This is a genomic window from Myroides sp. LJL115 (assembly GCF_054871665.1).
The window spans coordinates 59,340-72,265 of the sequence record NZ_JBTXLS010000003.1 but is presented as its reverse complement, the minus strand read 5'-3'; the positions used below and the strand labels follow the sequence as shown (position 1 = coordinate 72,265).

Below are 12,926 nucleotides of genomic sequence, written 5' to 3'. Positions count from 1 at the left end.
TAATTAATTATATTAATAGTGACATTTTCCACACTCTAATCCACCCATTTGAGCTACAGTTAATTTTTCAACACCGTATTTCTCAGATAATTCTTGGTGAATTTTAGCATAGTACTCATTATCCTGCAATTTCACATCTGTCTTTCTATGACAATCAATACACCATCCCATTGTTAATGGAGAATATTGTCTAACGATTTCCATTTCCTCAACAGGCCCGTGACAAGTTTGACACTCTAATCCTGCAACATTTACGTGCTGTGAGTGATTGTAGTAAGCGAAATCAGGCAAATTGTGAATTCTAACCCATTTAACTGGCTTAACATTCCCAGTGTACTTCTGAGTTGCAACATCCCATCCAACAGCCTCGTATAACTTCTGGATTTCAGCAGTATAAAAATCTGGAGTATAAACACCATAATCTTTACCTTCTACCCCTGTAAACTCACTAATGTTCTCATGACAGTTCATACAAACATTTAATGAAGGAATACCTGAAGTTTTACTTGTACGTGCAGCAGAGTGACAGTATTTACAATCAATACCGTTGTCACCGGCGTGAATTTTATGCGAGAAATGGATTGGTTGAACTGGTTCATACCCTTGATCAACTCCAACTTGCATTAAATACCCAAATGCAAAATAAGACCCTACTAAAACCATAACAATTACAGAAACGATTACTAAGAACTGATTCTTAATAAAAGCCTTGCATAATGGCATAGTTTTTTCAATCTCTGGTGTTAATCCATTAGCCTCAACAATTCTATTCAATACTTTACGTACAAAGAATAGCATTGTAACCAATAGCAGTAAAACAACAACTAAAGCACCTAACACAATAACGTTAGAAACTCCATCAGAATCCCCTCCATTTTGCGTTTGTGCTCCACTTACTGCTCCCGCTTTTGGCTCAGCTTTTGGTAAAGAAGTATATGCTAAGATGTTATCAATGTCCTCATCCGACAACGCCGGGAAGTCATTCATAACAACTTTGTTCCACTCCTCAAACAGTTTCACAGCTCTTGCATCCCCTGACTTAATCAAAGAAGAGCTACTTTTAATCCATTTATGCAGCCATTCTACGTCTCCATCGTGATGATCAACAACTCCACGAAGAGCCGGTCCAGTAGCAGCACCATCTAACTTGTGACATGCGGCACAGTTAGAATTAAACAATTCCTTACCTTTTACTGCATCTTGCGCAGACGAAATTGTCGTAAACGATAGCATTAACGCTAAACAAAAGAATAAAATCTTTGAAAACGAATTATGGTTACCCACTTTTTTCATAGTTATAAAATGATTTTCAACTAAATTTGGTCTTATTTAACAGCCAATTAGACCGCTATCTTATACACCTTATTTACAAACTCCGACAAAAATACAATTTATGCCTTACTCTTAAAACCTTTACTGCCCTTTAAATCTAATTTATACCCATTCTAAATAAAACCTTTTTGTCTGATATTACAGAATAATTGTAATTTTACACAAAATACATTTCATTATGAGAATTTTAAGAGTTTTATTAGCGTATACTACCATAGTTTTTAGCATTACTACATTCTATGGTCAGGAAAAAAATCCACACATAAATGAGCCTTCAGCAGTTACAAATTTGCTTGATTTAAAAAAGACTCATAATTCATCCACCATAACAAATGACAAATACAAAATCCAAGTTTTTTATGGAAAGAATACAGCAGCCCAAGAGGCCTTACAAAAATTCAGACTAGCTTACCCTAACTTAGATGCTACAATAATATATAGCGCACCTTCATATAAAGTAATGGTAGGGAACTTCAAAACTAGATTAGAAGCTGAAAAACATATGCGAATTATAAAAATGGACTTTCCAAACTCCTTTATAATAAGACCTGGAAAATAATTCTAATCTTCTGCCGTTAGAGTTTTTAGTTCTAAAAAAAACGCTCGTTGAAAGTATACATACTTTCAACGAGCGTTTTTTAATTATCTAAATTTACTATTCTAAAAAATCTACCCAACTAGGTTGATAATTTTTCCTGGAATAATAATTATCTTCTTAGGTTGCTTGCCTGCCAATTGAGCTATTGTTCTCTCATCTGCCAATACAATTTCTTGGATTTGCTCAGAAGTTAAATCTAATGCCAATTCTATTTTAAATCGCATCTTCCCATTGAAAGAAACTGGGTACTCTTTAGAACTCTCTACCAAATATTGTTGGTTAAATTCAGGAAACTTTACCAATGAAATCGATTCTGTATGCCCTAACATAGACCATAGCTCTTCAGCTATATGTGGAGCGTATGGAGATACTAGAATTGCCAATGGCTCCAAAATATCGCGGTTATGGCATTTTTGCTGACTAAGCTCATTTACACAGATCATAAACTGAGAAACAGAAGTATTAAAAGAGAAACCTTCAATATCTTCAATTACTTTTTTGATTGTCTTATGTAAAGTCTTGTACATCTGAGGAGTTGGCTTGTCATCATTTACAATTACCCCATTGTCATCTGCATATAGTCTCCATAACTTTTTCAAGAATCCTGCTACTCCTGAAATACCAGCTGTATTCCATGGCTTAGCTTGCTCTAAAGGCCCTAAAAACATTTCATATAAACGAAGGGTATCCGCACCATACTCATTACAAATATCATCTGGATTAACTACGTTGAAATAGGATTTTGACATCTTTTCCACTTCGTGACCAACGATATACTTTCCTTGATCATTTAAAATAAATTCCGCATCAGCATAATCAGGTCTCCATGCCTTAAAGCTATCTGTGTCTAATTCTGAAGAAGAATTTACATAACCAACATACACATATAATTGTTGTACTTTCTGATCTGTAATCATATCTTTAGATATAAAGGTATTTGTCCCTTCAATTCTATATACAAAAGCAGACGTACCTAAAATCATTCCTTGATTGATAAGCTTCTTGAAAGGTTCCTCAGTAGGAGCATAACCTAAATCCTTAAGGAACTTATTCCAAAATCTACTATACAATAAGTGTCCTGTTGCATGCTCATTTCCTCCTATATATAGATCCACCTCTCTCCAGTAATCTAAAGCTTCTTTACTTGCAAACTCTTCCTTATTATCTGCATCCATATAACGCATCCAATACCAAGAAGAACCAGCCCAGCCTGGCATAGTATTCAACTCTAGAGGGAAAACCGTTTTATCATTAATTGAATCCGTAGCTACTACTTTATTTGCCACAGTATCCCAAGCCCATTGTTTGGCATTACCTAAAGGAGGTTGTCCATCAGAAGTTGGCAAGTATTTTTCCACCTCTGGTAAAACAATTGGCAAAAATTCCTTATCGATCATTTGAGGCAAACCATCTTGGTAGTATACAGGAAAAGGCTCCCCCCAATATCTTTGTCTTGAGAAAACTGCATCACGTAAGCGGTAATTTACTTTCCCTTTACCATGATTAATTTTCTCTAACTCTTCAATACTCTTTGCAACACCATCTTCAAAAGACATCCCATTTAAAAAATCAGAGTTTATTAATTTAAAACCTGTTTTCTCACTATAGGCCTGTTCTGAAATATCTTTATCAAAGACATTAATGATAGGAATGTCAAAATGCTTAGCAAAAGCATAGTCTCTAGTATCCCCAGAAGGAACGGCCATTACTGCACCTGTACCATAACCAGCCAACACATAATCTCCAATCCAAATTTGGACAGGCTCTTTTGTAAACGGGTGTTCAGCATAAGCTCCTGTAAAAACTCCAGAGATAGTTTTCACATCTGCCATTCGCTCTCTTTCACTACGCTTAGAGGTAGCTTCAACATACTGTTGAACTTGTTCTTTTTGTTCCGCAGTAGTTATTTTTTCTACCAATTCATGCTCAGGAGCTAAAGTCATAAAAGACACCCCAAAGATAGTTTCAGGTCTAGTAGTAAAAACTTCAATAGTGTTATTAGAGTCCTTAACATTGAAAACAACAGACGCACCAACACTTTTACCTATCCAGTTTCTTTGACTTTCTTTTAAACTCTCTGTCCAGTCTATATCATTTAATCCTTCTAATAATCTATCTGCGTAAGCAGCGATTCTCATACTCCATTGCATCATCTTTTTACGAACAACAGGATGCCCACCTCTTTCAGAAAGTCCATCTTTAATTTCATCATTAGCTAAAACTGTTCCTAGTGCTGGACACCAGTTCACTTCCGTTTCTGCCAAATAAGTCATTCTATACTGTAAAAGAATTTCTTGCTTTTCTTTATCCGTAAACGCATTCCACTCTTGTGCGCTAAAGTTTGAAATACCGTCTTGACAAACAGCATTAACCTTAGTGTTTCCATTTTGTTCAAACTCTTGGATAAGCGTTGAAATATCTTCAGCTTTATTTTTATCTAAATTAAACCAAGCATTAAACAATTGTATGAAAATCCACTGTGTATGTTTGTAGTAATCAGCATCTGAAGTACGTACCTCTCTATCCCAGTCAAAAGAAAATCCAATACGATCTAATTGCTCACGATATCTAGCAATATTTTCTTGAGTAGTAATTGCAGGGTGCTGTCCTGTTTGGATAGCATATTGTTCAGCTGGTAATCCGAAACTATCATATCCTTGTGGGTGAAGGACATTAAAACCTTGGTGACGTTTATAACGTGAAAAAATATCAGAAGCGATATATCCAAGCGGATGTCCTACATGGAGTCCTGCTCCTGAAGGGTAAGGAAACATGTCGAGCACATAATATTTTGGTTTATCCGAAGCATTGTCGGTTTTAAAGGTCTGGTTCTCACTCCAAAATTTCTGCCATTTGGCTTCAATTTCATTCGGATTATACTTCATACTACTTTTATAAATAGATTTTACAATAAATTCACATCGCGCAATTCTTATTTAAAAACCACGCCTTAAAGGCAAAAATAAACTATATTTCTAACAATTAGAAAACTTTAATGCTTATAATCCTTTAAAAACATTTTTGTTTGCTATTTTTACACCTTTAAAATAACACTCACTATGGCTAGTTCATACGAAAAATATCAAAAGAGAAAATTAATAACCTCCTATTTCTCGGTAATATTTAGTATTTTCCTTGTTCTTTTCTTACTAGGAAGCTTAGGCTTATTTGTAATAAATTCTCAAAAAATATCTAATAATTTTAGAGAAACTATTCCTATGACTGTCTTTTTCGATAAAAAGGCAACAGACAAATCAGTAAAGGAATTCGATAAAAACTTAGAGAGCTTTCCTTATATTAAAGAGTATAAATATGTCTCAAAGGAGGATGCTGCCACCCAACATCAAGAAGACTTAGGAGAGAACTTTCTTGAATTTCTAGGTTTTAACCCTTTACAAGACTCTTTCGATATTTATTTAGTAGGAGATTATGTGCAAACAGATAGTATTCAAAAAATTGAAGATATCTTTTTAAAAGCAAGTGGTGTATCTCAGGTTTCCTATGACAAAGACTTAGTTAGTCTTGTAAATGATAATATAAAAGTAATTACTAAGTGGGTTTTAATATTAACAGCGGTGTTAGCTTTTATTTCCATGCTACTAATAAACAGCTCTTTGCGACTACTTATCTACTCTAGCAGATTTACCATTAAAACAATGCAAATGGTTGGAGCTACTAAAAACTTTATCCGAAGACCTTTTATCAGACATAGTATAAAATTAGGCTGTATTGGCTCTTTATTAGCTATTATATCCTTAACTGGTTTGTACTTTTATATCGACAACAAATTTCCTGATTTAGACATTAATCCAAAAGAAGATTATATGCCTTTGGCTATTGTTTGCTTTGGCTTATTTTTAATCGGTATTATTATCACTTCAATTAGTACCTTTTTTGCAACCCAACGATTTTTAAATCTAAAATCTGATGAACTTTACTAAGCTTACATTATGAAAAACACACCTCAAAAAGAACTTCTTTTTAAAAAGAAAAACTATTATATCTTATTTATAGCACTAGCACTAATTGCTTTAAGCTTTATTTTAATGGCAGGGGCTTCTAATGATGATCCTACTCAGTTCAATGAGCAAATCTATAGCTTTAGAAGAATTCGATTAGCTCCTACAGTATTTTTCATTGGAATAGCTACAGCTATCTATGCTATTTTCAAAAAGTAAACAACTATAACATAAAATAAATGGATTTAATACAAGCAATTCTTCTTGCAATTGTAGAAGGATTAACTGAATACCTTCCGGTATCTTCAACAGCTCACATGATTTTTGTTAGCTCATACTACAATATTCAAAATGATGATTTTGTCAAACTTTTCCAAACAGCTATTCAGTTTGGTGCAATCTTAGCAGTTGTTGTATTATATTGGAGAAAATTCCTAGATTTTACCCGTATAAATTTCTTTTTAAAACTATTTCTAGCAGTTATACCAGCCTTGTTTTTTGGCAAGCTTTTAGATGAGAAAATTGACGCAGTTTTAGGTAAAACAATTTACATTGCAATTATGTTGATTGTAGGGGGATTCGTCCTTTTATTTGTCGATAAATGGTTTAAAAATCCTAAAACATTCCATGAGAAAGATATCACAATTAAACAGGCTATCACCATTGGATTCTGGCAATGTTTAGCCATGATGCCAGGAACAAGTAGATCAGCTGCATCTATTATTGGAGGGATGCAACAAGGGCTAACCAGAAAATTAGCTGCAGAATTCTCCTTTTTCTTAGCTGTTCCCACAATGCTAGCAGTAACTGTTTATTCTATAGCCATAAAAAAATACGAATCTGGAAAAATTGGATATGAACTTTTGCTGGAAAACCAACAAAACATGAATATGTTTTTACTAGGAAATCTAATTGCATTTATCGTTTCAATTTTTGCTATAAAGTTTTTCATCAACATAATTAGTAAATACGGTTTTAAACCTTGGGGCTACTACAGAATTATTGTTGGTATTATTTTATTAATTTACTTCGGATACATTAAAGCATAATGACTCAATTGACAAAAGAAGCCTTTGAAAACGGCCAAGTTTTACTAATAGACAAACCACTTAACTGGTCTTCCTTCCAAGTGGTTAACAAAGTAAAATGGCTAATAAAAAAGCAATACAATTTAAAGAAAATAAAAGTTGGACATGCTGGAACTTTAGATCCACTAGCCACAGGATTACTTTTAATTTGTACCGGAAAAATGACAAAGTCTATTTCTGAGTTACAAGGCCAACAAAAGCAATATACAGGTAGTATTTTTATAGGTGCAACTACACCATCCTATGATTTAGAAACTCAAATTGATCAAACTTTTGAGACTCAACATATCACCCAAGAGGATATTGAGCAAGTTCGTTTAAGTTATATTGGAGATATTCAACAAGTTCCACCAATTTTCTCTGCTTTAAAAAAAGATGGCAAACGTCTTTATGAACATGCTAGAAAAGGAGAACATGTAGAAATCCAAAGCAGATTAATTAATATTGCTGATTTAGAGTTTACTAAAATAGACCTACCTACTATAGATTTTAAAGTAGACTGCTCAAAGGGAACCTATATTCGTTCACTAGCTTTTGACATAGGAAAATCTCTACAAAGTGGAGCACATTTAACTGCATTAAGAAGAACCAAGATAGGGCTTTACGATGTAGATAATGCTTGGAACATAGAAGATTTTGAAAAAGAAATTTTACAAAGTACTCCTTTACAAGAATAAGGTTTACAACATATGCATACCAAAAGGGGTTGTCTCACAATTGAAGACAGCCCCTTTTTTACTTAATAAATATCGTGCTTTACTTAGTATAATTTAATTATTTAATCTGAAATATAAATTATACCTAATAATTTATTCCTGAATGACAGCTAGGTAACCTTTATGAGATAGCCCCCTTTTGGCATATTAATTACTCTGAATAAGAACTTGATACTTATTACCATTGAGATCAACTCCGATAAAGCCAAGGCTTATAGAACGGCGAACATGAATGAATATCGAATCTTTCACATTATTGTTGACATAGCCTGCTCCAATATCTCCTTTAAAAAAGATTTCTCCTTTGTAAATGACTCCACTCTTTTGTTTAGCCGTTACCCGTAAGGAAACTGCCTTATCCTCTAAAAGGGACTCTTTCTCTACTAACTCACAGTAGTTGACGGAAAAGGATTCTGAGCGCTTATTATCTGCTATTGATTCCATGGAGTTTTTACAGCAAACTAAAAAGCTCAATCCTAACAGAATTTTTATTAAATAGATAAATCTCACTTGTTATAGTTGACTAATTATTAAAAGTAAAAATAGCATAAAACTTGTATTAAGCATTAAGAAATTATGCTAAGAATCCTTTTTCTTGAGTAAACTAAAAAACAGCATCCCCTAGCCTGAACCTAGAATTATTTATTTAGGGTCTGCATTAGAGCTGAAATCTCTTTTTGAATTTCAACACCTTTATCTTTAGTATACCATAATTGTAGTTCGGCACCACCTTGAGAATCAAACACTCCGTGCTCTTGTTTATAGGCTACAACTACATCTTGAGCAAGCTTTGGACGTGGCCCCCACGAAGCCAAGACTTCTAATTTTTTTTTATCCAACACAATTAACTTAGGAATAGCCCTTGCCCCATTAGTCAAAAATGCATCCATTAATTCCAAGTTTTGATCTCTGAATAAAATTTTAAGACTAATATGCTCACTACATTCACTCATTTTATGAATCATAGGTAAAATCTGTGCTGCGTCACCACACCAGCTCTCGGTGATTACTAACCAAATAAACTCTCTATGCAGATGCTCCAGTTGCTTTTTAACTTCTGGAAGCACTTTTAAGGTTTTATCCAAACGCTTAACGCGAGTTTGATTTAAAATGGCATATTGCAAATAATCTTCACTTAATTCCAAAACAGAAGGGTCATTTTCCAATGCATTGGTTACTAAATCTCGAAATGCAGAATATTTTATACTTTTCTCTACTACATCTAAGCTAATGTGCTTCATTTTCCTTAATTTTAGATTAAACATCTATCAAAGGTAAGGTATTTTATCAATCCTTAAACTCAGTTTAAAATGAAAAACAAAAGCATTGGACTTGCGCTTTCAGGAGGAGGCCATAAAGGATTAGCTCATGCAGGCGTATTAAAATTTTTTGAAGAGCTACAAATAAAACCAGAAGTAATCTCTGGCACAAGTGCAGGAGCTATGATTGGCTGCTTATACTCTATTGGTATGCCTTCCCAAGAAATACTAAGCTTTTTCCAATCGATAAACATCTTCAATTGGTCTCATTTTACCTTTAGTAAACCAGGCCTAATGGATGCTTATGCTTTTGAAAAATATCTCTATCATATTTTTCAAAATAAAACATTAAGTGATCTTCCTATCCCTACGTACATCACAGCAACGGATATAAACAAGGGAACTTTACATATATTTGAACCCCAAACCAAAATTACCCAAGCAATATTGGCATCTTGCGCTTTTCCAGGAATTTTCTCTCCAATAAACATTGGACAGAATCTCTATAGTGATGGAGGAATTTTAAATAATTTTCCCACCGATATTATTAAACATGATTGTGATTATTTAATTGGCGTCAATGCTTGCCCTTTTCAAAAGGAACTAACTAAAGAATTAAAAAACATTAAGGAAGTAACCTTAAGAGCCTTTGAACTAATGAGTAGAGCCAATTATGACCAACAGGCTGTTTTATGTAATTGGCTAATCGAACCACAGGAGCTTTCTAACTTTACTACTTTTGAAACCAGTAAATTAAAAATGGAACAAATCTATGAACTAGGCTATACCCATACTAAAGAGAGTTACCTAACAAATAAAGATAAATTGCTAAAAGCTATTTCATAGTACTTTATTATATCTATATTTGCAAAACTTTTAAAATATAATCTCGATGAAATACAAAAGAATTCTACTAAAATTGAGTGGAGAAGCTCTAATGGGTGATCAACAATATGGTATAGATCCAAAAAAATTGGCTAGCTATGCACAAGACGTTAAAAAAATTCACGACTTAGGCGTTGAAATTGCCATTGTAATTGGAGGTGGAAATATTTTTAGAGGTGTAGCAGGTGCTAACGTAGGAATGGACCGTGTACAAGGTGATTATATGGGAATGTTAGCAACTGTGATTAATGGTATGGCATTACAAGGAGCTCTTGAAGCAGCTGGAATGCAAACTAGATTACAGACTGCTTTAAAAATCGAAGCAGTAGCTGAACCTTATATCAAAAGAAGAGCAGTTCGTCACTTAGAAAAAGGACGTATTGTAATTTTTGGAGCTGGAACAGGAAACCCATACTTTACTACAGATACTGCAGCTGTTTTAAGAGGAGTTGAGATTAACGCTGATGTTATCTTAAAAGGTACAAGAGTAGACGGTGTTTATTCAGCAGATCCTGAAAAAGATCCTACTGCAATCAAATATGAAAAAATTTCTTTCGCAGATGTATTAACAAAAGGGTTAAACGTAATGGATACAACAGCATTTACTCTAAGTAGAGAAAATGACTTACCAATTGTTGTATTTGATATGAACAAAGAAGAGAATTTATTAAAAGTTTGCCAAGGACATGATAACGTTGGTACAACTGTATCTGTAAACATTAATTAATAACACTATGACAGAAGAACTAGAGCTTATTATCGACAGTGCAAAAGAATCGATGGATAATGGAATTGCACATTTAGAAAGAACACTTTTAAACATTCGTGCAGGAAAAGCATCACCACAAATGCTAGGTTCTGTTTTTGTAGATTATTACGGTTCTCAAACACCACTTTCTCAAGTAGCTAACGTAAACGCTCCAGATGCAAGAACTTTATCTGTTACTCCATGGGAAAAATCGATGTTACAACCTATTGAAAAAGCAATCTTAATTGCAAACTTAGGTTTAAACCCTATGAACAATGGAGATAATATCATTATAAACATCCCAGCATTGACAGAGGAGAGACGTAAAGAACTTTCTAAACAAGCTAAAACAGAAGCAGACGATGCGAAAATTGTTATTCGTAATGCTCGTAAGGATGCAAATAACGATATCAAAAAAGAAGAAAAAAATGGTACTTCTGAAGATATTTGCAAATTAGCTGAAGAAAGAATTCAAAAGCTTACAGACGCTTATGTAAAAAAGATAGACGAAATTTTCTCTGTTAAAGATGCAGAGATTATGAAGGTTTAATTAGAATCCGCTTTAAAGCGGATTTTTTTATGTTTTATTTTTCCCCATTATCCAAAAGGACAACTCAAATAAATAGGTCTCGAAAAGCCATAAAATAAAAATCCCGTAACAAAGAATCCTTGTTAAACTTTATAATATCCACTTAAGGAAGAATTTATCTTTACCCTTAGGCTAAAAAAGTTAGCTTTTTTATTACACAATCTTTATCGCAAGGAAACAATACTTTTCTTATATCAAGAGATTTTTATTAAATTTGCGTGTATTTTGTTTTTTGAACACACAAATACACAGACTAAATTATAATTCACAATGAAACACACGAAAATTATCGATCTTCTAACAGGTAAAAACCTATTGCATGAAGTCAAAGCTAAAGGATGGGTAAAAACCTTTAGAAACAATCAATTTATTGCCTTGAATGATGGATCTACAATTAAAAATATACAATGTGTACTTGATTTAGATAAATTTCCAGCTGATTTATTGAAAAAAATTCATACAGGAGCAGCATTATCCATCACCGGTACATTAGTTGAAAGCCAAGGTGCAGGACAAAATGTCGAAATACAAGTAAATAAATTAAAAGTGTATGGAGAGGCTAATCCAGAAGAGTACCCAATTCAACCTAAAAAACACTCTTTAGAATTTTTACGTGATAATGCTCATTTAAGAATTAGAACGAATGTTTTCGGTGCTATTATGCGTGTGCGTAGTACCCTTTCTTTTGCTGTACATAAATACTTCCAAGAGAATGGTTTCTTCTACTTTAATGCCCCAATTATTACTGGATCAGATGCAGAAGGAGCAGGAGAAATGTTTCGTGTTACTAACTTAGATCTGAATAATTTACCTAAAGATGAACAAGGTAAAGTAGATTATTCACAAGATTTCTTCGGAAAGACAACTAACTTAACTGTTTCAGGACAATTAGAAGCAGAAACATATGCAATGGCTTTAGGCTCAGTATATACTTTTGGTCCTACTTTCCGTGCAGAAAACTCAAACACATCTCGTCACTTAGCCGAATTCTGGATGATTGAACCAGAGGTAGCTTTTATTAAGTTAGATGAAGACATGGATCTTGCAGAAGACTTTATTAAATATGTGATTAGTTATACATTAGACAAATGTCAAGATGACTTACAGTTCTTAGAGCAACGTTTAAAAGACGAAGAGAAAAGTAAACCGCAAGCTCAACGAAGCGACATGTCATTACTAGAAAAATTAAACTTTGTTGTAGAAAACAACTTTAAACGTGTTAGCTATACAGAGGCAATCGATATTTTAAAGAACTCTAAGCCTAATAAGAATAAGAAATTCAAATACCCTGTAGATCAATGGGGAATTGACCTTCAAAGTGAGCATGAGAGATTCTTAGTAGAAAAACATTTTAAATGTCCAGTAATTCTTTTTGATTACCCTGCAGATATTAAAGCATTTTACATGAGATTAAATGACGATGGTAAAACGGTAAGAGCAATGGATGTACTTTTTCCTGGAATTGGTGAAATTGTAGGAGGTTCTGAAAGAGAAGAAAGATACGATGTTCTACTAGAGAAAATCGAGAAAATGGGAATTGACAAAAAAGAACTTTCTTGGTATTTAGATACTCGTAAATTCGGAACAGCCCCTCATAGTGGTTTTGGATTAGGTTTTGAAAGACTAGTATTATTTGTTACTGGAATGACAAACATCAGAGATGTTATACCATTTCCTAGAACCCCAAATAATGCAGAGTTCTAAACTATACTGAGCAGATATTAAATGTTTACTTTATCACATTTTTTTCTT

13 protein-coding genes are annotated in these 12,926 nt (G+C 33.5%); 9 read left to right on the top strand and 4 right to left on the bottom strand.

Annotation, left to right across the window (positions count from 1 at the left end; translation table 11 throughout):
• Positions 1 to 12: 12 nt before the first annotated feature.
• Positions 13 to 1,293: a cytochrome c3 family protein gene (locus ACYSNX_RS01580; RefSeq protein WP_461752936.1), complete on the bottom strand. Its 1,281-nt coding sequence runs from the start codon at positions 1,291 to 1,293 to the stop codon at positions 13 to 15.
• A 217-nt stretch (positions 1,294 to 1,510) separates the two neighbouring features.
• On the opposite strand from ACYSNX_RS01580, the gene ACYSNX_RS01575 reads away from it, so the two are divergent.
• Positions 1,511 to 1,891, top strand: coding sequence for an SPOR domain-containing protein (locus tag ACYSNX_RS01575; protein ID WP_461752935.1), 381 nt, complete (start codon positions 1,511 to 1,513; stop codon positions 1,889 to 1,891).
• A gap of 110 nt (positions 1,892 to 2,001) precedes the next feature.
• Here ACYSNX_RS01575 and leuS read toward each other — a convergent pair whose 3' ends face one another.
• The gene (gene leuS, locus ACYSNX_RS01570) at positions 2,002 to 4,815 is read right to left on the bottom strand and encodes a leucine--tRNA ligase (protein ID WP_461752934.1); all 2,814 of its coding nucleotides are present in this window, start codon (positions 4,813 to 4,815) and stop codon (positions 2,002 to 2,004) included.
• A 174-nt stretch (positions 4,816 to 4,989) separates the two neighbouring features.
• Between leuS and ACYSNX_RS01565 the strand changes: the two genes are divergently transcribed.
• From ACYSNX_RS01565 to truB, 4 genes are read left to right on the top strand one after another with little or no spacing between them, the layout of a single operon-like run.
• Positions 4,990 to 5,871, top strand: coding sequence for a cell division protein FtsX (locus ACYSNX_RS01565; protein ID WP_461752933.1), 882 nt, complete (start codon positions 4,990 to 4,992; stop codon positions 5,869 to 5,871).
• A gap of 9 nt (positions 5,872 to 5,880) precedes the next feature.
• On the top strand, positions 5,881 to 6,108 hold the full coding sequence (locus ACYSNX_RS01560; RefSeq protein WP_461752932.1) for a DUF3098 domain-containing protein: 228 nt from the start codon (positions 5,881 to 5,883) through the stop codon (positions 6,106 to 6,108).
• Between the two features lie 20 nt (positions 6,109 to 6,128).
• A complete protein-coding gene (locus ACYSNX_RS01555; RefSeq protein WP_461752931.1) occupies positions 6,129 to 6,938 on the top strand; it encodes an undecaprenyl-diphosphate phosphatase in 810 nt (269 codons plus the stop codon).
• The gene (gene truB / locus ACYSNX_RS01550) at positions 6,938 to 7,654 is read left to right on the top strand and encodes a tRNA pseudouridine(55) synthase TruB (RefSeq protein ID WP_461752930.1); all 717 of its coding nucleotides are present in this window, start codon (positions 6,938 to 6,940) and stop codon (positions 7,652 to 7,654) included. The genes ACYSNX_RS01555 and truB overlap by 1 nt, the downstream gene beginning before the upstream one ends.
• A gap of 186 nt (positions 7,655 to 7,840) precedes the next feature.
• Here truB and ACYSNX_RS01545 read toward each other — a convergent pair whose 3' ends face one another.
• The gene (locus ACYSNX_RS01545; RefSeq protein ID WP_461752929.1) at positions 7,841 to 8,137 is read right to left on the bottom strand and encodes a hypothetical protein; all 297 of its coding nucleotides are present in this window, start codon (positions 8,135 to 8,137) and stop codon (positions 7,841 to 7,843) included.
• A 194-nt stretch (positions 8,138 to 8,331) separates the two neighbouring features.
• Entirely contained in the window at positions 8,332 to 8,934 is a 603-nt protein-coding gene (locus ACYSNX_RS01540) for a thioredoxin family protein (RefSeq protein ID WP_461752928.1), read from the bottom strand.
• Between the two features lie 69 nt (positions 8,935 to 9,003).
• Here ACYSNX_RS01540 and ACYSNX_RS01535 point away from each other — a divergent pair, with 69 nt between their 5' ends.
• The 4 genes from ACYSNX_RS01535 to asnS all read left to right on the top strand — a co-directional run bounded on the left by ACYSNX_RS01535 (position 9,004) and on the right by asnS (position 12,878).
• The gene (locus ACYSNX_RS01535) at positions 9,004 to 9,798 is read left to right on the top strand and encodes a patatin-like phospholipase family protein (protein ID WP_461752927.1); all 795 of its coding nucleotides are present in this window, start codon (positions 9,004 to 9,006) and stop codon (positions 9,796 to 9,798) included.
• 46 nt (positions 9,799 to 9,844) lie between these two features.
• A complete protein-coding gene (gene pyrH / locus ACYSNX_RS01530) occupies positions 9,845 to 10,564 on the top strand; it encodes a UMP kinase (protein ID WP_461752926.1) in 720 nt (239 codons plus the stop codon).
• Between the two features lie 7 nt (positions 10,565 to 10,571).
• Positions 10,572 to 11,135 (top strand): ribosome recycling factor, encoded by a 564-nt coding sequence (gene frr / locus ACYSNX_RS01525; RefSeq protein ID WP_461752925.1) that lies wholly within the window; start codon positions 10,572 to 10,574, stop codon positions 11,133 to 11,135.
• 309 nt (positions 11,136 to 11,444) lie between these two features.
• On the top strand, positions 11,445 to 12,878 hold the full coding sequence (gene asnS / locus ACYSNX_RS01520; RefSeq protein WP_461752924.1) for an asparagine--tRNA ligase: 1,434 nt from the start codon (positions 11,445 to 11,447) through the stop codon (positions 12,876 to 12,878).
• The last annotated feature ends 48 nt before the right edge of the window (positions 12,879 to 12,926 follow it).

Bases quoted from the DNA above. Each gene is read 5' to 3' on its own strand.
- ACYSNX_RS01580 (WP_461752936.1), bottom strand. From the start codon at position 1,293: ATGAAAAAAGTGGGTAACCATAATTCGTTTTCAAAGATTTTATTCTTT.
- ACYSNX_RS01575 (WP_461752935.1), top strand. From the start codon at position 1,511: ATGAGAATTTTAAGAGTTTTATTAGCGTATACTACCATAGTTTTTAGC.
- leuS (WP_461752934.1), bottom strand. From the start codon at position 4,815: ATGAAGTATAATCCGAATGAAATTGAAGCCAAATGGCAGAAATTTTGG.
- ACYSNX_RS01565 (WP_461752933.1), top strand. From the start codon at position 4,990: ATGGCTAGTTCATACGAAAAATATCAAAAGAGAAAATTAATAACCTCC.
- ACYSNX_RS01560 (WP_461752932.1), top strand. From the start codon at position 5,881: ATGAAAAACACACCTCAAAAAGAACTTCTTTTTAAAAAGAAAAACTAT.
- ACYSNX_RS01555 (WP_461752931.1), top strand. From the start codon at position 6,129: ATGGATTTAATACAAGCAATTCTTCTTGCAATTGTAGAAGGATTAACT.
- truB (WP_461752930.1), top strand. From the start codon at position 6,938: ATGACTCAATTGACAAAAGAAGCCTTTGAAAACGGCCAAGTTTTACTA.
- ACYSNX_RS01545 (WP_461752929.1), bottom strand. From the start codon at position 8,137: ATGGAATCAATAGCAGATAATAAGCGCTCAGAATCCTTTTCCGTCAAC.
- ACYSNX_RS01540 (WP_461752928.1), bottom strand. From the start codon at position 8,934: ATGAAGCACATTAGCTTAGATGTAGTAGAGAAAAGTATAAAATATTCT.
- ACYSNX_RS01535 (WP_461752927.1), top strand. From the start codon at position 9,004: ATGAAAAACAAAAGCATTGGACTTGCGCTTTCAGGAGGAGGCCATAAA.
- pyrH (WP_461752926.1), top strand. From the start codon at position 9,845: ATGAAATACAAAAGAATTCTACTAAAATTGAGTGGAGAAGCTCTAATG.
- frr (WP_461752925.1), top strand. From the start codon at position 10,572: ATGACAGAAGAACTAGAGCTTATTATCGACAGTGCAAAAGAATCGATG.
- asnS (WP_461752924.1), top strand. From the start codon at position 11,445: ATGAAACACACGAAAATTATCGATCTTCTAACAGGTAAAAACCTATTG.